Origin of the sequence: Streptomyces showdoensis, from assembly GCF_039535475.1 — a bacterium.
GTDB lineage: Bacteria > Actinomycetota > Actinomycetes > Streptomycetales > Streptomycetaceae > Streptomyces > Streptomyces showdoensis.
This window is the reverse complement of sequence record NZ_BAAAXG010000026.1, coordinates 868,472-887,675: the sequence shown is the minus strand read 5'-3', so window position 1 is coordinate 887,675 and position 19,204 is coordinate 868,472. Positions and strand designations below refer to the sequence as shown.

The window sequence follows — 19,204 nt, the reverse complement described above, 5'->3', positions numbered from 1 at the left end:
CGGGGTGCCGCCCGGGGCGCTCGACGCGGGGAAGGGGGCGGGGGCGCGGAGCGCTCCCGGACGGCGAACGGCGGAGACCGCCGCCCGTCTGCGGGCGCAGCTCCGCCGCTGCACCAACTGTGACAGAGAGCGTGCGCGCACGCAACTAGTTCGGTGATCCGGTGCGGGACTCCCCGGAAGAAGAGCTGCCGCGCGACCCTGACCTGCGGTTTCGCGCCGGCGGATAGGTTGGCCCGGTCTTCCCCGAACAAGGAGCCGCCCGTGTCCGCCGCCCGCCCCCGCCTCCTCTACGTCTCCGACCTCGCCTACCCGGCCCGCGGACGGCGCTACTGCGACGAGGACATCGACCTCACCGCCCGGCTCCGCGCCGAGTTCGACCTCGCGCTCTGCCACCCGCGCGACGCCGCCGCCCTCATGGACGGCTTCGACGCCGTCGTCGTCCGCAACAGCGGGCCCGTCCTCCACTACCAGGAGGCCTACGACGACTTCCGCGCCCGCGCGGCCGCCCGCGGCACCCGGGTCTACAACCCGCTGCACGGGCGCGGCGACATGGCCGGCAAGCAGTACCTCCTCGACCTCACCGCCGCCGGACTCCCCGTCATCCCCACCGTCGACCGCCCCGAGGACCTCGACCGGCTGCCCGCCGCCGGCTCGTACGCCGTCAAGCCGAAGGCCGGCGCCGACTCCATAGGGCTGCGCTTCCTCCCGTACGAGGAGCTCGCCGGGCTCGCGTACGGCGAGGGGCTCCTCGTCCAGCCGCGGATCGACTTCCGCCACGAGGTCTCCTTCTACTTCGTCGACGACCGCTTCCAGTACGCCCTGTACGCCCCCGACCCCGAGCGGCGCTGGGAGCTGGAGCCGTACGAGGCCGACGAGGCCGATCTGCGCTTCGCCCGCCGGTTCGTCGACTGGAACACCCTCGACCACGGCATCCAGCGCGTCGACGCCTGCCGCACCCGCGAGGGCGAGCTGCTCCTGGTCGAGCTGGAGGACCTCAACCCGTACCTCTCCCTCGACCTGGTGCCGGAGGCGGTGCGCGCGGGGTTCGTGGCCGCCATGGCCGAGTCGCTGCGGGGCTTCCTCGGCGCCCGTTAGGCCTGCCGGGAACGCCGGAGCGCCCCGTGTCTCCCAGGGGACACGGGGCGCTTCGACGGGGCGGGCGGTTCGGGCGGTTCAGGCGGTGCGGGGGCGGCGGCGGGCCGCCCGTTCGGCGGCGAAGACGTCCTCCAGGCGGAACAACTGCGCCCGGCCGGCCCTGCCCGCGGCCCGCAGGTGGCCCAGCTGGACCCACTTGCGGATCGTCGCCGGGGCGACCCCCGCCTCGACGGCGGCGAGCGGTCCCGGGATGAGTGCCGGCAGGGAAAGCGCGGTCGAGCTCAGCATGAGGTCTCCTTCGTGTCGTCCATCGCCGCTTCGATCTCGTCCGTGCGCGCACCCGACGCGTCCGCGAGCTCCGTCCACCCGTCCTCCGGCCACAGGTGCCGGTAGGCCGGGTCGTCCTGGCAGCCGCAGGCCTGGTCCGTGCACACGCACGCCGGGTTCACGCACAGCACCGCCCGCCGGTCCGGGAAGGCCCGCAGCGACACCGAGTCGCACCAGGGGCAGCGCCCCGACACCCGTACGACCGTCTCCGCGTCGCCCAGCGTCCGCGCGCAGCGGCGCGCCATCCGGCGGATCTCGTCCCGCACGTGGCGGGCCAGCACCGGGTGGGCCGCGATCGTGTCGAGCGTCCCGGTGACCCGGCGCAGCCGCTCCACGACGCCCGCCCGGCGCGGCCGGGGCAGCCCGAGGCGGGCGCAGACCGCCTCCTCCAGCTCCACCACGCCGTCGGTGATGTCGCGGATCGCGTCGGAGACGTGCAGCCGGATCGGGGCGGCGCCGTGGCCGGGTACGGAGAGGCCGTGCCGCTGTTCGAGCAGCAGCGCCTCCCGCCGCTCCGCCCGGATCTGCTCGTCGCGCCCCGGGTGGGGGGCGGTGGGCGCGCTCCCGGCGGGGGAGCGGCGGCCGGGGGCGAGCTCCTCGGCCAGCTCGGGGAACTGCCGGACGAGGGAGGCGGTCCAGAGCACGATGTCCCGCACCACCCGCTCGTCGGCGGCGGCCCCCGGGGCGGGGGACGTGGCCGCGTACTCGGTGGGTTCCGCGTGCTCCGCCGTGGCCGCGTCACGGATGTGCTCAGCCACGGTCGCCTCCGGCGAGGGCGGCGCCCGCGGCGTCCAGAGCGGCGTGGTCGGCGTGGCCGGCGAGCGCGGTGGCGGCGGTCCGGGGCGCCGGGGCCGGCTCGCCGCGGCGGCGGCGGGGCTTCACCGGGCGGCCGTTGCGCCACAGGCGCCCGGCGCAGACCCCGTCGAACCAGCTCTCGGCGGGGGCGACGGCCGTCTCGCACTCGCGGCGGACGGGGCAGACGGCACAGGCGCGCAGGGCCGGGGCCGCCTCTTTGCCGCGGCGCGAGAACACGACGGACGGGGAGAGGTCGGCGCAGGCGGCGGAGGCCTGCCAGGGGGAGGAGTCGGACTGGTGCAAGGAGGTTCTCCACGTTCCGGGGCCCCAGGCACCCATGGGGCCAGTGGGGCCCTTGGGACTCAGGAGACCGACGAGTGCGGCGGCGAGAACACTGACATGTTGCGTGCGAGCTCGCAACTACCTTTGGGGGCGCCCCTTCACCGATTCGACACGATTGCGTGCCCGAAAGCACGTAATTCCGTGCGCGCAAGCACGCTAAAGTAAGGGGCCCGAAAGGTGGGGGAGTTAGAGGGAGCGGTACACACATGAGCACTCAAGGGCTCGACGAGTTCGCCGGATGGGTCGAGGGCCTGATGCGAGCGCGCGGCTACGACATCGACAGCCCCCGCGGTGGAGGGAAGTCCCGGATCGCGGACGAGGCCGGAGTGCACCGTGCCGCCGTGACCCGGCTGCTGCAGCGGCAGAGCATGCCGGACCTGGAGACCATGCGCAGGATCGCCCCGCTCCTCGGGGTCTCCGTCCGCGACATGCTCATCCGGTCCGGCCGGGTGACCCCGGAGGAGCTGCCGCTGGCGGAGGACCTGCTCGCGCCGGGCGACTGGCAGCCGACCATGGAGGACTTCGCGCGCTGGCTCGGGGTCCCAGACGAGCGCATGGACGTCTTCGTCAAGGTCGTCACCCAGTTCCTGGAGCCGGACGCCGAGGGCGCCGACGCCCGCGGAACGGCCGAATCCCGCCGCGCCGCCCAGGACTGACCCCGCGCGGACCCCGCACCCCCGGTCGTGCGGGGTCCCGGCGGGCCGTACGGGGCCGCACAGGGCCGTACGGGGCGTGCCGGGCCCCCGCGCGCCCCGCTTACCACGTCGTGACCCGGCATGGGCGGCGTTCTCCCAGGTCGCCCGGGCCGGCTTGCGCGTGGGCATTTGTTTTGACCGGAGTCCATGCGATAGGTACGCTCATGCCTTGTGCCTGGGGTGTGCCCGGACTCGTGTGCGTGTCCTCAACCGCAGACTGAGTCCGATACCGGCCACCGCGATCCGCGCCTCTCTCCGCCTCTGGCGGAGGTTCGCAGGATTCGACACACCCGACCGCGTGGGTCGGCGAATGTTCCAGGTTAGTTTTACCGACGGCACACAGAAACCGGAGAAGTAGTGCCTACGATCCAGCAGCTGGTCCGTAAGGGCCGGCAGGACAAGGTCGAGAAGAACAAGACGCCCGCACTTGAGGGTTCCCCTCAGCGCCGCGGCGTCTGCACGCGTGTGTTCACGACCACCCCGAAGAAGCCGAACTCGGCCCTCCGTAAGGTCGCGCGTGTGCGTCTGACCTCGGGCATCGAGGTCACGGCCTACATCCCGGGTGAGGGCCACAACCTGCAGGAGCACTCGATCGTGCTCGTCCGCGGTGGCCGTGTGAAGGACCTGCCGGGTGTTCGTTACAAGATCATCCGCGGTTCCCTCGACACGCAGGGCGTCAAGAACCGTAAGCAGGCTCGCAGCCGCTACGGCGCCAAGAAGGAGAAGTAAGAATGCCTCGTAAGGGCCCCGCCCCGAAGCGCCCGGTCATCATCGACCCGGTCTACAGCTCTCCTCTTGTCACCTCGCTGATCAACAAGATCCTGCTGGACGGCAAGCGTTCCACCGCCGAGCGCATCGTGTACGGCGCCATGGAGGGCCTCCGCGAGAAGACCGGCGCTGACCCGGTCGTCACGCTGAAGCGCGCTCTCGAGAACGTCAAGCCGTCCCTCGAGGTCAAGTCCCGCCGTGTCGGTGGCGCCACCTACCAGGTGCCGATCGAGGTCAAGCCCGGTCGCGCGTCCACCCTGGCGCTGCGCTGGCTGGTCGGCTACTCCCGCGCCCGTCGCGAGAAGACCATGACCGAGCGCCTCATGAACGAGCTGCTGGACGCCTCGAACGGCCTCGGCGCTTCGGTCAAGAAGCGCGAGGACACGCACAAGATGGCCGAGTCCAACAAGGCCTTCGCGCACTACCGCTGGTAGTCGCAACCCACATCGAGACCGAGAGAAGACTGAAGCCTTATGGCTACCACTTCGCTTGACCTGGCCAAGGTGCGCAACATCGGCATCATGGCCCACATCGACGCGGGCAAGACGACCACCACCGAGCGGATCCTGTTCTACACCGGCGTTTCGTACAAGATCGGTGAGGTCCACGACGGCGCCGCCACGATGGACTGGATGGAGCAGGAGCAGGAGCGTGGCATCACGATCACCTCTGCTGCCACCACCTGCCACTGGCCGCTCGAGAACGTCGACCACACGATCAACATCATCGACACGCCGGGCCACGTCGACTTCACCGTCGAGGTGGAGCGTTCGCTGCGCGTGCTCGACGGTGCTGTCACCGTGTTCGACGGCGTGGCCGGCGTCGAGCCCCAGTCCGAGACCGTCTGGCGTCAGGCGGACCGCTACGGCGTTCCGCGTATCTGCTTCGTCAACAAGCTCGACCGGACCGGTGCCGAGTTCTTCCGCTGCGTCGACATGATCGTGGACCGCCTCGGCGCGACCCCGATCGTCATGCAGCTCCCGATCGGTGCCGAGGCCGACTTCCAGGGTGTCGTCGACCTCGTCCGCATGAAGGCGCTCGTCTGGTCCGCCGAGGCCAGCAAGGGCGAGATGTACGACGTCGTCGACATCCCGGCCACGCACACCGAGCTCGCCGAGGAGTGGCGCGGCAAGCTCGTCGAGGCCGTCGCCGAGAACGACGAGCAGCTGATGGAGCTCTACCTGGAGGGCCAGGAGCCCACCGAGGAGCAGCTCTACGCCGCGATCCGTCGCATCACCATTGCCTCGGGCAAGGGTGGCGAGACCACGGTCACCCCCGTGTTCTGTGGCACCGCGTTCAAGAACAAGGGTGTTCAGCCCCTGCTCGACGCGGTCGTCCGCTACCTCCCGTCCCCCCTCGACGTCGAGGCCATCGAGGGCCACGACGTCAAGGACGCCGAGGTCGTCGTCAAGCGCAAGCCGTCCGACGACGAGCCGCTGGCCGCCCTCGCGTTCAAGATCGCGAGCGACCCGCACCTGGGCAAGCTCACCTTCGTCCGGATCTACTCCGGTCGCCTGGAGGCCGGCACCGCGGTGCTGAACTCCGTCAAGGGCAAGAAGGAGCGCATCGGCAAGATCTACCGCATGCACGCGAACAAGCGTGAGGAGATCGACTCGGTGGGCGCCGGCGACATCGTCGCCGTCATGGGCCTGAAGCAGACCACCACCGGTGAGACGCTGTGCGACGACAAGAACCCGGTCATCCTGGAGTCCATGGACTTCCCGGCGCCGGTCATCCAGGTCGCGATCGAGCCCAAGTCCAAGGGTGACCAGGAGAAGCTGGGTGTCGCCATCCAGCGTCTCGCGGAGGAGGACCCCTCCTTCCAGGTTCACTCTGACGAGGAGACCGGCCAGACCATCATCGGTGGTATGGGCGAGCTTCACCTCGACATCCTCGTCGACCGTATGCGTCGCGAGTTCAAGGTCGAGGCGAACGTCGGCAAGCCGCAGGTCGCGTACCGCGAGACGATCCGCAAGGCCGTCGAGCGCGTGGACTACACCCACAAGAAGCAGACCGGTGGTACCGGTCAGTTCGCCAAGGTGCAGATCGCGATCGAGCCCATCGAGGGCGGCGACGCCTCGTACGAGTTCGTGAACAAGGTCACCGGTGGCCGCATCCCGAAGGAGTACATCCCTTCGGTCGACGCGGGTGCGCAGGAGGCCATGCAGTTCGGCATCCTGGCCGGCTACGAGATGACTGGCGTCCGCGTCATCCTTCTCGACGGTGCCTACCACGAGGTCGACTCCTCCGAGCTCGCGTTCAAGATCGCCGGCTCGCAGGCCTTCAAGGAGGCCGCGCGCAAGGCTTCTCCCGTCATCCTTGAGCCGATGATGGCCGTCGAGGTCGTCACGCCCGAGGACTACATGGGCGAGGTCATCGGTGACATCAACTCCCGCCGTGGCCAGATCCAGGCCATGGAGGAGCGCAGCGGCGCTCGCGTCGTGAAGGGCCTCGTGCCCCTCTCGGAGATGTTCGGCTACGTCGGAGACCTCCGCAGCAAGACCTCGGGTCGCGCAAGCTACTCGATGCAGTTCGACTCCTACGCCGAGGTTCCGCGGAACGTCGCCGAGGAGATCATCGCGAAGGCCAAGGGCGAGTAACTCACCCGAGTGCACGCTTTAGGCTTGACACCGTACGCCGGGGCTCGGACTTCGAACCCGAAGGAAGAGTCCCCGGCGGACGGCATCCCAGCAAAGATCACCTGGCGCCGATGAGTAAGGCGTACAGAACCACTCCACAGGAGGACCCCAGTGGCGAAGGCGAAGTTCGAGCGGACTAAGCCGCACGTCAACATCGGCACCATCGGTCACATTGACCACGGTAAGACGACCCTCACGGCCGCCATTACCAAGGTGCTGCACGACGCGTACCCGGACCTGAACGAGGCCTCGGCCTTCGACCAGATCGACAAGGCTCCTGAGGAGCGCCAGCGCGGTATCACGATCTCGATCGCGCACGTCGAGTACCAGACCGAGTCGCGTCACTACGCGCACGTCGACTGCCCCGGTCACGCGGACTACATCAAGAACATGATCACGGGTGCGGCGCAGATGGACGGCGCCATCCTCGTGGTCGCCGCCACCGACGGCCCGATGCCGCAGACCAAGGAGCACGTGCTCCTGGCCCGCCAGGTCGGCGTTCCGTACATCGTCGTCGCCCTGAACAAGGCCGACATGGTGGACGACGAGGAGATCCTGGAGCTCGTCGAGCTCGAGGTCCGTGAGCTCCTCACCGAGTACGAGTTCCCGGGCGACGACCTGCCGGTCGTCCGCGTCTCGGCGCTCAAGGCGCTCGAGGGCGACAAGGAGTGGGGCGAGAAGCTTCTCGGCCTCATGCACGCCGTCGACGAGGCCATCCCGCAGCCCGAGCGTGACGTCGACAAGCCGTTCCTGATGCCGATCGAGGACGTCTTCACGATCACCGGTCGTGGCACCGTCGTCACCGGTCGTATCGAGCGTGGTGTCCTCAAGGTCAACGAGACCGTCGACATCATCGGCATCAAGACCGAGAAGACCACCACCACGGTCACCGGCATCGAGATGTTCCGCAAGCTGCTCGACGAGGGCCAGGCCGGTGAGAACGTCGGTCTGCTCCTCCGTGGCATCAAGCGCGAGGACGTCGAGCGCGGCCAGGTCATCATCAAGCCCGGTTCGGTCACGCCGCACACCGAGTTCGAGGCCCAGGCCTACATCCTGTCGAAGGACGAGGGTGGCCGTCACACCCCGTTCTTCAACAACTACCGCCCGCAGTTCTACTTCCGTACCACGGACGTGACCGGCGTCGTGACCCTCCCCGAGGGCACCGAGATGGTCATGCCGGGCGACAACACCGCCATGTCGGTCGCGCTGATCCAGCCGATCGCCATGGAGGAGGGCCTCAAGTTCGCCATCCGTGAGGGTGGCCGGACCGTCGGCGCCGGCCAGGTCGTCAAGATCACCAAGTAAGTTCTCACGAACTTCGGTGGTTTGACCTGGTAGCTCGACAGAGCTGCTTGGAAGGGCCCCGTACCGCTTCGGCGGTGCGGGGCCCTTCTGTTTGCCCACCCCGGTGGCAGCCGCAAACCTGACGTCCCGTAGGCTCGGCCGGTCAGGCGTGTCATGGCCACATACAGGGGTGGATTCGACTTGAGTTCGGGACGTGGAGTACGCCGCAAACAGAGCAAGCGGGTGCGCCGTACGGCGATCGCCGCGGGTCTCGCGGCGGCGACGGTGCTGGGATTCCAGGCCGCCGCGAACGGCGCGGTGTTCGGCGAGGAGGGCCCCACGCCCAACCCGCCCAGCGTCTACAGCGCCACGGGCGAGGAGACCGGACCCGTCAAGAGCGAGGTCCAGAAGCTGGCCCTGACCGACAAGGGTCACGGCGAAGCGATCCTGTCCCAGCGTGACACCCAGCGCTTCGGCCTCCTCGGCGTGTCCTGGACGGACCCCGAGGCGAAGATCAAGGGCAAGATCCAGGCCCGGTCCCGCGACGCCGAGACGGGCGCCTGGACCGAGTGGATGGACCTGGAGCCCTACCCGGCGCTGCTGGACGGCAAGCGGGCCGGCGCCCGCGGCTCCACCGAGCCGATCTGGGTCGGCGCCTCCGACGGCGCCGAGGTGCGGGTCACCGACGGGGCCGCCAGCGGCGTCCTCCCGGCCGGCCTGCGGCTCGACCTGGTCGACCCCGGCACGCCCGCGAAGGCGGCCGGTGACCTGAACGCGGAGAACACGGCCTTCCGCGCCGACGTCCCGCCGACCCCGACCGGCCCGGCGTCGACGGCTCCGAAGCCGACGATCGTCACCCGCGCCGAGTGGGGCGCCGACGAGACCCTGAACAACGAGGGCCCGATCTACCTGCCCGGCGGGAAGATCAAGGCCGCGTTCGTGCACCACACGACGGACGCGGACTACGACTGCGCCCAGTCCGCCGCCCTGGTCAGGGCGATCCACGTGTACCACGTGAAGACCAACGGCTGGCGCGACCTCGGCTACAACTTCCTCGTCGACAAGTGCGGCACGATCTTCGAGGGCCGCCAGGGCGGTGTCGACCAGCCGGTCCTGGGTGCGCACACCTACGGCTGGAACTCCGAGTCGACCAGCGTGTCCATCATGGGCAACTACACCGACAAGGCCGCGCCCCAGGCCGCGCTGATCTCGGCGGCCAAGGTCGTCGCGTACAAGCTCGGCCAGTACGGCGTCGACCCGGGCGGCAAGGCCACGCTGACCGCCGGCGCCACGCAGAACAACTTCTTCGGCGACAAGTTCACCGTCGGCCAGACGTACAGCTTCGACGCCGTCTCCGGGCACCGCAACGGCTTCAACACCGAGTGCCCCGGCACCAAGCTGTACCCGCAGCTGCCGGAGATCCGCTCGTACGCCACCGGCTCCGTCGCCGACCTGAAGATCGACTCGCTCGGCGGTGGCGCGACGAAGGCGGGCGACGGGTACGAGACCCCGGGCCCGGTCGAGGTGAACTGGTCCACCAGCACCACCCCGAACAGCCTGATCAACAAGTTCGAGGTGCTCGTCGACGGCCAGGCCGTCAACTCCGCCTGGGGCCACATCCGCAGCTCCTCGCTGACCGTCAGCGGCGCCGGCGACCACACCGTCGCCGTCCGGGCCACCCACATCTCCGGCAAGGTCACCACCTCCGCGCCGGTCACCGTGACCGTGCCCGGGCCGAAGACCTACAAGCCGCTCACCCCGGCCCGCCTGATGGACACCCGCTCCGGTCTCGGCGTGCCGAAGGCCAAGGTCGGCCCGGCCGGCGAGGTCGTGCTCCAGGTCACCGGCAAGGCCGGCATCCCGGACACCGGCGTCGGCGCCGTCGTGCTCAACGTGACGGCGACCGCCCCGACCGCGACCAGCTTCGTCTCCGTGTACCCGAACGGGACGGCCCGCACCAGCGCGTCGAACCTGAACTTCACCGCGGGCAAGACGATCCCGAACCTGGTCGTCGTCCCGGTCGTCGACGGCAAGGTGCGGTTCTACAACCACGCCGGCTCCGTGGACCTGCTCGCCGACGTCACGGGCTACTACGCCAAGGACGACAGCGGCTCCACCCACGTGAACCTCGGCCCGCTGCGGCTGATGGACACCCGCTACGGCACCGGCGTCGCCAAGGCGAAGGTCGGTGCGGACAGCACGGTCGACCTCCAGGTGGCCGGCGTCAACGGCGTCCCGGCCGACAAGGTCACCGCCGTGGTCCTCAACGTGACGGCGACCAACCCGACCGCGGGCAGCTTCGTCTCCGTCTACCCGCACGGCACGGCCCGCACCAGCGCGTCGAACCTGAACTTCACCGCCGGCCAGACGATCCCGAACCTCGTGGTCGTCCCCGTCGTCGACGGCAAGGTCAGCTTCTACAACAAGGCCGGCTCGGTGGACCTGCTGGCCGACATCACCGGCTACTTCACCTCGGAGAACACCGGCGCCTCGCACATCAACCTGGGTCCGAAGCGCCTGATGGACACCCGCTCCGGCCTCGGTGTCCGCAAGGGCGCCATCGGCGCGGACAGCTACGTCACGCTCGACGTGGCGGGCGTGCAGGGCGTTCCGGCGACCGGCGTCACGGCCGTCGTCCTGAACGTGACCGCGACCAACCCGACCGCGGGCAGCTTCGTCTCCGTCTACCCGGACGGCACGGCCCGCACCAGCGCGTCGAACCTGAACTTCACCTCCGGCCTGACCATCCCCAACCTGGTGGTCGTCCCGGTCGTCAACGGCAAGGTGAACTTCTACAACAAGTCCGGCTCGGTCGACCTGCTGGCCGACATCACGGGTTACTTCACCAAGTGACCTGAGCGCAGGGCTGCTTGAGGGCCTGCCTCCCTTCGGGGAGGCAGGCCTTCGGCGTTCCTACGGCCGCCAGGCCCACGGCCGCGCGTCCGCACCCAGGCCGACCGCCGCCCCCTCGTGCAGCACCGCGTCGCCGACCGGCGCCGGTCCTCCCGTACGGGTGTGCAGACGGCCCGCGCGGTGCAGCTGGACCCGGTGGAGCTCGTCCCGGCCCAGCAGCGCCGGGCCGGGGGCGGCGGACAGGAGGCCGTAGCCGGCGAAGGCGGGGGCCGTGCCGGTCGTGGTGCGGAGCCGGGCCTCGGCCGGGCGGCGGTAGAAGACCCGGACGCCGTCCGGGCCCGGGGCCGGGACCGCGGCGACCGGGTCCCCGGCCAGGGGCAGCGGGGCGGCGGGGGAGCCGTCGATCCAGTGCCGTACGGCCTCGCGGCCGGCCGCGAGGAGGTGGACCCGGCCGGTGGCGTCGATCAGGGCGGTCAGACCGTCCTGGAGCTCGCCCTGCGCGGGGAGCGCCCGCCACGGGCCCCAGGCGCCGTCGGCGGCCCGGACCCGGGTGGAGACGCCCTTGTCGGCGTCGCGCACGAAGAGGTGGACCCGGCCGTCGGGCGCGGCGACGGCCACCGGGGCGCCGATCCGCCGGCTGCGGTCGTCGCCGCGCTCCGGGCTGCCCAGGCCGCGCCAGGCGAGGAAGGGGCCGCCGGGGGAGCGCTGCTCCAGGAGGACGAGCTCGCGCCGGTTCGGGCCGCCGCGACCGGCGACGGCGGCGAAGCGGACCCCGAAGAGCAGGACGCGCCCGTCGCGGAGCACCGCCCGGCCGAGCGCGGGCGCCAGCGGGCCGCCGCCCAGGTCCTCGGGCGCGCCGAAGCGGCCTGAGCCGGGGGCCGTCTCGTGCCAGCGGACGGCGCGCAGCCCGAGCACGCCGTACGCGGCGAGCCGCCCGTCCGGCTCGGTGGCGACGGCCGGTCCCGGCGCGGGCCAGCGGTAGTGGGTGGCGCGGACCCAGCCCTTCCTGTTGGTGAGCGGCCGGTCGCCGCCGACGCCGTAGTCGCCGCAGCCGGAGGGGTTGCCGCACTCCCAGGACGGGTCGCCCCCGTAGGGGACGAGGTGGGCGGCCTTCTCGGCGAGGACCCCGGGCGGGAGGTTCTTGGGCCAGTGGCGGTTGTAGTAGCCGCGGAAGGCCGTGGTGGTGAAGGCCGGGACGGGCTCTCCGGCGGCGGTGGCGTCGGCGACCCGGCGCAGCAGCGCCGCCCAGGTGAAGGAGGCGACGGCGGTGTGGTCGCCGTGGTCGGAGTAGCCGGGCTGCTCGCTGTCCCGCTTGCGGGTGGCCTCGTCGCTGTGCTGGATGTCCGGGTCGGGGTCGAGGGTGTGCACGACCGTCGGCCGGTACCTGGCCAGGAGCCCGGCGAGGACCTCGGTCAGGCCGTCGTGGTCGTAGCCGTCGGAGCGGGTGACGGGGGAGTCCGCGGACAGGTGGGTGCGCAGTTCGAGGGCGCGGTCCTCCCACAACGCGGGCAGCGCCATGGAGCGGCGGGAGGTGTGCATGGGCAGGTTGAGGAAGACCAGCTCGACCCGGCGCCCGTCGTGCACGAGCACGTCGGCCTCGGCCCGCCGCCCGCCGGCGAGGGTGATGATTCGTTTCTGCCACCGGATGAAGCGGTCTGCGCCGAGGGCTTCCGCGTATGCCTGCCGCAGGCCCTGGTGGCGGGCGGAGGAGTAGGCGGCCCTGTCGGGCGGGGTCGCGGGCATGCCCTTGATCCAGTTCTTGCCCGTGTGCTCGCCGGCCGTGACGTACACGGAGACGAGCGGCACCCCGGCGTCGAGCAGCCGCTGGGTGTCGGGGTTCATGAAGTACAGGTCGTCGTCCGGGTGGGCGGCGAACTGCATCAGGAGCGCCCGCCCGGAGGCGTGCGCGACGGGCCGGCCGGGCGCCGGGTCGGCGCTCTTCTCGGTGCTGGGCGGCCTGGGGACGGAACATCCGGCGGCCGTCGCGGCGGCGGCCGCGACCGCTCCCGCGAGAACGCTCCGCCGCGCCACTCTTCTGCTGTCCACCGGCGTGCGTCCCCCGTGCGTCGTGCTGCGTCCTGGGCCTCGTGCGTCTGACTAGACGGCTTTTCGATTCCCCGGGTTCTACGGTAGGCGGCCGTTCGTACGCGTGATTCACCCGGGGCGGTGGCTCCCGAGCGGCACGGTGGCCCTGACCCGCATCGGGCCGTCGGCCCGGCGGGCGAGCAGCACGAGCGCGGTGACGTCGGCGTCCGCCGTCCCGAGCAGCGCCTCGGCGGAGGCGGCGAGGGCCCCGGGGTCACCGGGGTCGTCCGGCGCGGCACGGGGGCACATGCTCCGGCTCTGCCCCGATTCGAGCGGTCACGAACTGATCAAGAGGCCCTGACCAGGCTTTTCCGCCCGTCCGGCGGCGTGAGAACGTCCGGAGCGCACCAGGCGACACCGCAGCACCCGGGGTGGGAAGACATGAGTGAGAAGCCGTCGGTCTCCGACGAGGAATGGGCCGCGTTCGTCGAGTCCGCGCGCGAGCAGGGACTGGGCACCGAGGCCCAGGAGAAGGCCCTGCGCAAGGCCAGGCCGCCGAAGCGGCCGAAGCCGGCCAAGGCGCCGAGGCCGCCGAAGCGCCGGGAGCCGGAGGGCTGGCGCACCGGGCCCGCCTGGCAGGAGATGAACGGCACCGCCCGCCGCCGGGGCCGGGCCAAGGCGGCGCTCGGCATCACCCTGGTCGCCGCCCTGGCGCTGGTCGCCGTACGCCCCCAGCTGCTGACCGAGCACCTCCCGGAGGGCGTGACCTCCGCGCTGCCGTCCAGCTGGACCGACCGCCCCGAGGACGCCACCCCGCTGGCGGCCGAGACGGCCCGGCCGACGGCGCCGCCGCCCACGGTCGACCCGCAGCGCCCGACCCTGAAGGAGCCCTTCAAGGGCTCCCCGGCGCTGCGGTGGGGGAACGGTGCGGCGGGGATCGTGCCGCCCGAGGCGAAGGCCACGGGCGGCCTGTCGAAGAAGCGGGTCGCGGAGGGGCTGCGGCTGACCAAGGCGTTGCTGGTGGCCGCCAACCTGGACCCGGACACCCTGGCCGGCCGGCGCCCGGCCGAGGCGCTCGCCCTGATCGAGCCCGAGCAGCGGGACCTGCACGCCGACATGGAGGCGTCCCTGCGCAAGATGACGGCGGAGAACGACCCGCTGTACTGGTTCACCCGCTTCGGGCCCGAGGTCAAGCCGGTCGGCACGGTGGTGAAGACCCGCGGCCGGATCACCTTCGAGGCGGGCGACGAACCCGGCATGGTCCTGATCAAGGCCGACTACACCTTCGTCTACCCGCTGGTGAAGTCGCGGCCCGGGGCCGACGAGGTCGCGAGGACGGTGATCCGCCGCACCCTGCACGTCGGGCTGTACGGCGGGCGGACCGGACCCGCCACGCCGGGCACCGTGACGCTGATCCGCCACCTGCACGAGGTGGCCAACAGCTCCTGCACCGTGCAGGACGGATTCCTCCACCCGCAGTTCCGGGAGGACGCTCCCGACCCGGCCGGCGTGCGCCCGACGGGGGCGCCGGTCGACCCGTACGACCGCAGCCACGACCAGGTCGTTCCCGAGGAGGCGGGCTGCGGGCGGGTCTCGCGCACCTGACGTCGTGCCCCTGCGTGTACCCCGACGTGACGTGGGGTACAGTCTTCGCCCCCGATTGGCGGCGGGATGGCCGTGTATGGCAGACTGTCGGGGTTGCTCGGTTGAGTGCCGATGCTGCGCGCCTCCCGCCGGGAGGACCGGAAGCGAGTCCCACAGTACTCGTCGCCCCCCAGGGGCGGACGTACGGGAATCTTCCGGGAAGTGTCAGCGGGGCTCCTACCAGGCACCCGGTGGGTGTTCCACCCCCGTCTCGCGGTCCACGGCCCGCACCCCCTTGGTTGGGAATTCCTCAGGGAATTCTTCGTAGAGGGAGTGCGACACGCCCGACCGCGTGGGTCGGAGGAGGGGCCGCGTTCCCGCAAGGGAGACACAGCCGACCAGGTTCCAGAGCGTTACGACAGAGACAGGACTACGAAGTAGCCATGGCGGGACAGAAGATCCGCATCCGGCTCAAGGCCTACGACCACGAGGTCATCGACTCCTCGGCGAAGAAGATCGTCGAGACGGTGACGCGCACTGGTGCGTCGGTCGCGGGCCCGGTGCCGCTGCCCACTGAGAAGAACGTGTACTGCGTCATCAAGTCGCCGCACAAGTACAAGGACTCGCGCGAGCACTTCGAGATGCGCACGCACAAGCGCCTCATCGACATCCTCGACCCCACGCCGAAGACGGTCGACTCGCTCATGCGTCTCGACCTGCCGGCCGGCGTCGACATCGAGATCAAGCTCTGAGGTGACGCGCGAGATGGCTAAGAACATCAAGGGCATCCTGGGCGAGAAGCTCGGCATGACGCAGGTCTGGGACGAGAACAACCGGGTCGTCCCGGTGACCGTCGTCAAGGCCGGCCCGAATGTCGTGACCCAGGTGCGTACGAACGACAACGACGGCTACGAGTCGGTCCAGATCGCCTTCGGCGAGATCGACCCGCGCAAGGTGAACAAGCCCCTCAAGGGCCACTTCGCCAAGGCCGACGTGACCCCGCGCCGTCACCTCGTCGAGATCCGTACCGCTGACGCCAGCGAGTACACCCTCGGCCAGGAGATCACCGCTGAGCTCTTCGAGGCCGGCGTCAAGGTTGACGTCACCGGCAAGAGCAAGGGCAAGGGCTTCGCCGGTGTCATGAAGCGCCACAACTTCCGTGGTGGCAAGGCTTCGCACGGTGCCCACCGCGTGCACCGCAAGCCGGGTTCGATCGGTGGCTGCGCCACCCCGGGCCGCGTCTTCAAGGGCATGCGCATGGCCGGCCGTATGGGCAACGAGCGCGTGACCACCCAGAACCTGACCGTCCACGCCGTTGACGCGGAGAAGGGCCTGCTCCTGATCAAGGGCGCGGTTCCTGGTCCGAACGGCGGCCTCGTCCTGGTCCGCACCGCGGCCAAGGGGGCCTGAGGATATGAGCACCATTGACATTCTGTCGCCCGCGGGCGACAAGACCGGGACCGTCGAGCTCCCGGCCGAGATCTTCGAGGCCAAGGTCAGCATCCCGCTGATCCACCAGGTCGTCGTCGCGCAGCTGGCCGCCGCCCGTCAGGGCACGCACAAGGTCAAGACGCGTGGCGAGGTCCGTGGTGGTGGCAAGAAGCCCTACCGCCAGAAGGGCACCGGCCGCGCCCGTCAGGGTTCGACCCGCGCCCCGCAGTTCGCCGGTGGTGGCGTCGTGCACGGTCCCGTGCCGCGTGACTACTCGCAGCGGACCCCGAAGAAGATGAAGGCCGCCGCCCTCCGCGGTGCCCTCACCGACCGGGCGAACCACTCCCGCATCCACGTCGTCTCCGGCGTGGTCGAGGGTGGCATCTCCACCAAGGCCGCCAAGACGCTGTTCGGCAAGATCTCGGAGCGCAAGAACCTGCTCCTGGTCGTCGAGCGCTCCGACGAGGCCGCGTGGCTGTCCGCCCGCAACCTGCCCCAGGTGCACATCCTGGAGCCGGGCCAGCTGAACACGTACGACGTGATGCGATCCGACGACGTGGTCTTCACCCAGGCCGCCCTCGAGTCCTTCGTGTCTGGCCCCCAGGCCGCCACGACCGAAGGGAGCGAGGCCTGATGTCCGAGGCCACGATCACCAGCAAGACCTTCACGGACCCGCGCGACATCCTCGTCAAGCCGGTCGTCTCCGAGAAGAGCTACGCGCTGCTGGACGAGAACAAGTACACGTTCATCGTCGCGCCCGGCGCCAACAAGACCCAGATCAAGCAGGCCGTCGAGGCGGTCTTCTCGGTCAAGGTCACCGGGGTCAACACGATCAACCGTCAGGGTAAGCGCAAGCGCACCAAGACCGGTTTCGGCAAGCGCGCCAACACCAAGCGCGCCATCGTGACCCTTGCCGAGGGCAACCGCATCGACATCTTCGGCGGCCCGACCGCCTGACGGCGGTCGGAGACGTCCAGAAGTCGGATATCTTCCGAGGACTGAGAAATGGGAATCCGCAAGTACAAGCCGACTACGCCGGGCCGTCGTGGCTCCTCCGTAGCCGACTTCGTCGAGATCACGCGGTCCACGCCGGAGAAGTCGCTGGTCCGTCCCCTGCACAGCAAGGGCGGCCGTAACAACACCGGTCGTGTGACCGTCCGTCACCAGGGTGGTGGCCACAAGCGCGCCTACCGTGTGATCGACTTCCGTCGTCACGACAAGGACGGCGTGCCGGCCAAGGTCGCTCACATCGAGTACGACCCCAACCGCACCGCTCGCATCGCGCTGCTGCACTACGCGGACGGCGAGAAGCGCTACATCATCGCCCCGCGCGGTCTCTCGCAGGGCGACCGGGTCGAGAACGGCCCCACGGCCGACATCAAGCCCGGCAACAACCTGGCCCTCCGCAACATCCCGGTCGGTACCACGATCCACGCGATCGAGCTCCGTCCCGGCGGTGGCGCCAAGTTCGCCCGTTCCGCGGGTGCCTCCGTGCAGCTGCTGGCGAAGGAGGGCACGATGGCCCACCTCCGCATGCCGTCCGGTGAGATCCGTCTGGTCGACGCCCGCTGCCGCGCCACCATCGGCGAGGTCGGCAACGCCGAGCAGTCGAACATCAACTGGGGTAAGGCCGGCCGTAAGCGTTGGCTGGGCGTTCGCCCGACCGTCCGCGGTGTGGCGATGAACCCGGTCGACCACCCGCACGGTGGTGGTGAGGGCAAGACCTCCGGTGGTCGCCACCCGGTCTCCCCGTGGGGTCAGAAGGAGGGTCGTACTCGTTCGCCGAAGAAGGCTTCGAACAAGTACATCGTCCGCCGCCGCAAGACGAACAAGAAGCGCTAGGAGCGGGTTTAGATGCCGCGCAGTCTCAAGAAGGGGCCCTTCGTCGACGACCACCTCATCAAGAAGGTGGACGCCCAGAACGAAGCCGGCACCAAGAACGTCATCAAGACCTGGTCCCGTCGCTCCATGATCGTGCCGGCCATGCTCGGCCACACGCTCGCGGTGCACAACGGCAAGACCCACATCCCGGTGTTCGTCACCGAGTCGATGGTCGGTCACAAGCTCGGCGAGTTCTCGCCGACGCGCACCTTCCGGGGTCACGTCAAGGAAGACCGGAAGTCGAAGCGCCGCTAGTAGCGGATCGCATTCAGACACGTAAGTAACTGAGAGGGACAACCATGGAAGCCAGGGCCCAGGCGCGGTACATCCGCGTCACGCCCATGAAGGCCCGCCGCGTGGTGGACCTGATCCGTGGCATGGATGCCACGGAGGCTCAGGCTGTTCTGCGATTCGCTCCGCAGGCAGCCTCCGTGCCGGTCGGCAAGGTGCTCGACAGCGCCATTGCCAACGCCGCGCACAACTACGACCACACGGACGCCTCTTCGCTGTTCATCAGCGAGGCGTTCGTCGACGAGGGTCCGACCCTGAAGCGGTTCCGTCCGCGTGCCCAGGGCCGTGCCTACCGGATCCGCAAGCGGACCAGCCACATCACCGTGGTCGTCAGCAGCAAGGAAGGAACCCGGTAATGGGCCAGAAGGTAAACCCGCACGGGTTCCGGCTCGGCATCACCACGGACTTCAAGTCCCGCTGGTACGCCGACAAGCTGTACAAGGACTACGTCAAGGAAGACGTCGCCATCCGTCGGATGCTGACGTCCGGCATGGAGCGCGCCGGCATCTCGAAGGTTGAGATCGAGCGCACCCGTGACCGTGTCCGCGTGGACATCCACACCGCTCGCCCGGGCATTGTCATCGGTCGCCGTGGCGCCGAGGCCGACAAGATCCGCGGCCAGCTGGAGAAGCTGACCGGCAAGCAGGTCCAGCTGAACATCCTCGAGGTCAAGAACCCCGAGATGGACGCTCAGCTGGTGGCCCAGGCCGTCGCCGAGCAGCTCTCCTCCCGCGTCTCCTTCCGTCGCGCCATGCGTAAGAGCATGCAGGGCACGATGAAGGCCGGCGCCAAGGGCATCAAGATCCAGTGTGGTGGCCGTCTCGGCGGCGCCGAGATGTCCCGCTCGGAGTTCTACCGCGAGGGCCGTGTGCCCCTGCACACGCTCCGCGCGAACGTCGACTACGGCTTCTTCGAGGCCAAGACGACCTTCGGCCGCATCGGTGTGAAGGTCTGGATCTACAAGGGCGACGTCAAGAACATCGCCGAGGTCCGCGCCGAGAACGCTGCTGCCCGCGCGGGCAACCGCCCGGCCCGTGGCGGCGCTGACCGTCCGGCCGGCCGCGGTGGCCGCGGTGGCGAGCGTGGCGGTCGCGGTCGCAAGCCGCAGCAGGCTCAGGCTGCCGAGGCCCCCAAGGCCGACGCTCCCGCCGCCGCTCCGGCTGCTGAGAGCACCGGAACGGAGGCCTGACCGAA

21 protein-coding genes are annotated in these 19,204 nt (G+C 70.1%); 16 read left to right on the top strand and 5 right to left on the bottom strand.

The features are described from left to right. Positions 1–261 precede the first annotated feature (261 nt). Positions 262–1,095: an ATP-grasp domain-containing protein gene (locus ABD981_RS16630; protein ID WP_046908235.1), complete on the top strand. Its 834-nt coding sequence runs from the start codon at positions 262–264 to the stop codon at positions 1,093–1,095. A 78-nt stretch (positions 1,096–1,173) separates the two neighbouring features. Here ABD981_RS16630 and ABD981_RS16625 read toward each other — a convergent pair whose 3' ends face one another. The 3 genes from ABD981_RS16625 to ABD981_RS16615 form a co-directional block, all read right to left on the bottom strand. Continuing rightward, complete coding sequence (locus ABD981_RS16625) at positions 1,174–1,383, bottom strand: hypothetical protein (protein WP_046908236.1); 210 nt, start codon at positions 1,381–1,383, stop codon at positions 1,174–1,176. Next, a complete protein-coding gene (locus tag ABD981_RS16620; protein ID WP_046908305.1) occupies positions 1,377–2,081 on the bottom strand; it encodes a hypothetical protein in 705 nt (234 codons plus the stop codon). Before ABD981_RS16620 ends, ABD981_RS16625 begins: the two co-directional genes overlap by 7 nt. Before the next feature lie 91 nt (positions 2,082–2,172). Next, positions 2,173–2,520, bottom strand: coding sequence for a WhiB family transcriptional regulator (locus tag ABD981_RS16615; protein ID WP_240495256.1), 348 nt, complete (start codon positions 2,518–2,520; stop codon positions 2,173–2,175). 245 nt (positions 2,521–2,765) lie between these two features. On the opposite strand from ABD981_RS16615, the gene ABD981_RS16610 reads away from it, so the two are divergent. The 6 genes from ABD981_RS16610 (at position 2,766) to ABD981_RS16585 (ending at position 10,798) form a co-directional block, all read left to right on the top strand. Continuing rightward, the gene (locus ABD981_RS16610; RefSeq protein ID WP_046908237.1) at positions 2,766–3,215 is read left to right on the top strand and encodes a helix-turn-helix domain-containing protein; all 450 of its coding nucleotides are present in this window, start codon (positions 2,766–2,768) and stop codon (positions 3,213–3,215) included. Between the two features lie 396 nt (positions 3,216–3,611). Continuing rightward, positions 3,612–3,983, top strand: coding sequence for a 30S ribosomal protein S12 (gene rpsL / locus ABD981_RS16605; protein WP_003948652.1), 372 nt, complete (start codon positions 3,612–3,614; stop codon positions 3,981–3,983). A 2-nt stretch (positions 3,984–3,985) separates the two neighbouring features. Then, entirely contained in the window at positions 3,986–4,456 is a 471-nt protein-coding gene (gene rpsG, locus ABD981_RS16600; protein ID WP_046908238.1) for a 30S ribosomal protein S7, read from the top strand. A 39-nt stretch (positions 4,457–4,495) separates the two neighbouring features. Continuing rightward, positions 4,496–6,622, top strand: coding sequence for an elongation factor G (gene fusA / locus ABD981_RS16595; protein WP_046908239.1), 2,127 nt, complete (start codon positions 4,496–4,498; stop codon positions 6,620–6,622). Positions 6,623–6,772: 150 nt separating this feature from the next. Further along, entirely contained in the window at positions 6,773–7,966 is a 1,194-nt protein-coding gene (tuf, locus tag ABD981_RS16590; protein WP_046908240.1) for an elongation factor Tu, read from the top strand. A 180-nt stretch (positions 7,967–8,146) separates the two neighbouring features. Next, the gene (locus ABD981_RS16585) at positions 8,147–10,798 is read left to right on the top strand and encodes a peptidoglycan recognition protein family protein (protein ID WP_131723872.1); all 2,652 of its coding nucleotides are present in this window, start codon (positions 8,147–8,149) and stop codon (positions 10,796–10,798) included. A 60-nt stretch (positions 10,799–10,858) separates the two neighbouring features. On the opposite strand, the gene ABD981_RS16580 is transcribed toward ABD981_RS16585, so the two are convergent. Both ABD981_RS16580 and ABD981_RS16575 read right to left on the bottom strand, forming a co-directional pair. Continuing rightward, entirely contained in the window at positions 10,859–12,679 is a 1,821-nt protein-coding gene (locus ABD981_RS16580) for a PIG-L family deacetylase (protein ID WP_382748343.1), read from the bottom strand. Between the two features lie 273 nt (positions 12,680–12,952). Continuing rightward, positions 12,953–13,132 carry a hypothetical protein gene (locus ABD981_RS16575; protein WP_046908242.1) on the bottom strand — a complete coding sequence of 60 codons (180 nt, stop codon included), beginning with the start codon at positions 13,130–13,132 and terminating at the stop codon, positions 12,953–12,955. A 132-nt stretch (positions 13,133–13,264) separates the two neighbouring features. Here ABD981_RS16575 and ABD981_RS16570 point away from each other — a divergent pair, with 132 nt between their 5' ends. The 9 genes from ABD981_RS16570 to rpsC all read left to right on the top strand — a co-directional run bounded on the left by ABD981_RS16570 (position 13,265) and on the right by rpsC (position 19,199). Further along, positions 13,265–14,428, top strand: coding sequence for a hypothetical protein (locus ABD981_RS16570; protein WP_046908243.1), 1,164 nt, complete (start codon positions 13,265–13,267; stop codon positions 14,426–14,428). A 422-nt stretch (positions 14,429–14,850) separates the two neighbouring features. Continuing rightward, positions 14,851–15,159 carry a 30S ribosomal protein S10 gene (rpsJ, locus tag ABD981_RS16565; protein ID WP_003948644.1) on the top strand — a complete coding sequence of 103 codons (309 nt, stop codon included), beginning with the start codon at positions 14,851–14,853 and terminating at the stop codon, positions 15,157–15,159. A 13-nt stretch (positions 15,160–15,172) separates the two neighbouring features. Continuing rightward, positions 15,173–15,817 (top strand): 50S ribosomal protein L3, encoded by a 645-nt coding sequence (gene rplC, locus ABD981_RS16560; RefSeq protein ID WP_046908308.1) that lies wholly within the window; start codon positions 15,173–15,175, stop codon positions 15,815–15,817. Between the two features lie 4 nt (positions 15,818–15,821). Further along, entirely contained in the window at positions 15,822–16,472 is a 651-nt protein-coding gene (gene rplD, locus ABD981_RS16555; protein WP_046908244.1) for a 50S ribosomal protein L4, read from the top strand. Next, a complete protein-coding gene (gene rplW, locus ABD981_RS16550; RefSeq protein ID WP_046908245.1) occupies positions 16,472–16,795 on the top strand; it encodes a 50S ribosomal protein L23 in 324 nt (107 codons plus the stop codon). Before rplD ends, rplW begins: the two co-directional genes overlap by 1 nt. A 48-nt stretch (positions 16,796–16,843) precedes the next feature. Next, on the top strand, positions 16,844–17,680 hold the full coding sequence (gene rplB / locus ABD981_RS16545; RefSeq protein WP_046908246.1) for a 50S ribosomal protein L2: 837 nt from the start codon (positions 16,844–16,846) through the stop codon (positions 17,678–17,680). A gap of 12 nt (positions 17,681–17,692) precedes the next feature. Continuing rightward, on the top strand, positions 17,693–17,974 hold the full coding sequence (gene rpsS, locus ABD981_RS16540) for a 30S ribosomal protein S19 (RefSeq protein WP_023547380.1): 282 nt from the start codon (positions 17,693–17,695) through the stop codon (positions 17,972–17,974). Between the two features lie 44 nt (positions 17,975–18,018). Further along, a complete protein-coding gene (rplV, locus tag ABD981_RS16535) occupies positions 18,019–18,366 on the top strand; it encodes a 50S ribosomal protein L22 (protein ID WP_030359020.1) in 348 nt (115 codons plus the stop codon). Beyond that, complete coding sequence (rpsC, locus tag ABD981_RS16530; RefSeq protein WP_046908247.1) at positions 18,366–19,199, top strand: 30S ribosomal protein S3; 834 nt, start codon at positions 18,366–18,368, stop codon at positions 19,197–19,199. Before rplV ends, rpsC begins: the two co-directional genes overlap by 1 nt. Positions 19,200–19,204: the final 5 nt, after the last annotated feature.

Excerpts from the sequence above, each read along its gene's own strand:
- ABD981_RS16570 (WP_046908243.1), top strand. The coding sequence starts at position 13,265 with ATGAGTGAGAAGCCGTCGGTCTCCGACGAGGAATGGGCCGCGTTCGTC.
- rplD (WP_046908244.1), top strand. The coding sequence starts at position 15,822 with ATGAGCACCATTGACATTCTGTCGCCCGCGGGCGACAAGACCGGGACC.
- rplC (WP_046908308.1), top strand. The coding sequence starts at position 15,173 with ATGGCTAAGAACATCAAGGGCATCCTGGGCGAGAAGCTCGGCATGACG.
- rpsJ (WP_003948644.1), top strand. The coding sequence starts at position 14,851 with ATGGCGGGACAGAAGATCCGCATCCGGCTCAAGGCCTACGACCACGAG.
- rpsC (WP_046908247.1), top strand. The coding sequence starts at position 18,366 with ATGGGCCAGAAGGTAAACCCGCACGGGTTCCGGCTCGGCATCACCACG.
- ABD981_RS16625 (WP_046908236.1), bottom strand. The coding sequence starts at position 1,383 with ATGCTGAGCTCGACCGCGCTTTCCCTGCCGGCACTCATCCCGGGACCG.
- fusA (WP_046908239.1), top strand. The coding sequence starts at position 4,496 with ATGGCTACCACTTCGCTTGACCTGGCCAAGGTGCGCAACATCGGCATC.
- rpsS (WP_023547380.1), top strand. The coding sequence starts at position 17,693 with ATGCCGCGCAGTCTCAAGAAGGGGCCCTTCGTCGACGACCACCTCATC.
- rpsG (WP_046908238.1), top strand. The coding sequence starts at position 3,986 with ATGCCTCGTAAGGGCCCCGCCCCGAAGCGCCCGGTCATCATCGACCCG.
- rplV (WP_030359020.1), top strand. The coding sequence starts at position 18,019 with ATGGAAGCCAGGGCCCAGGCGCGGTACATCCGCGTCACGCCCATGAAG.
- rplB (WP_046908246.1), top strand. The coding sequence starts at position 16,844 with ATGGGAATCCGCAAGTACAAGCCGACTACGCCGGGCCGTCGTGGCTCC.
- rplW (WP_046908245.1), top strand. The coding sequence starts at position 16,472 with ATGTCCGAGGCCACGATCACCAGCAAGACCTTCACGGACCCGCGCGAC.
- ABD981_RS16610 (WP_046908237.1), top strand. The coding sequence starts at position 2,766 with ATGAGCACTCAAGGGCTCGACGAGTTCGCCGGATGGGTCGAGGGCCTG.
- ABD981_RS16575 (WP_046908242.1), bottom strand. The coding sequence starts at position 13,132 with ATGTGCCCCCGTGCCGCGCCGGACGACCCCGGTGACCCCGGGGCCCTC.
- ABD981_RS16580 (WP_382748343.1), bottom strand. The coding sequence starts at position 12,679 with ATGCAGTTCGCCGCCCACCCGGACGACGACCTGTACTTCATGAACCCC.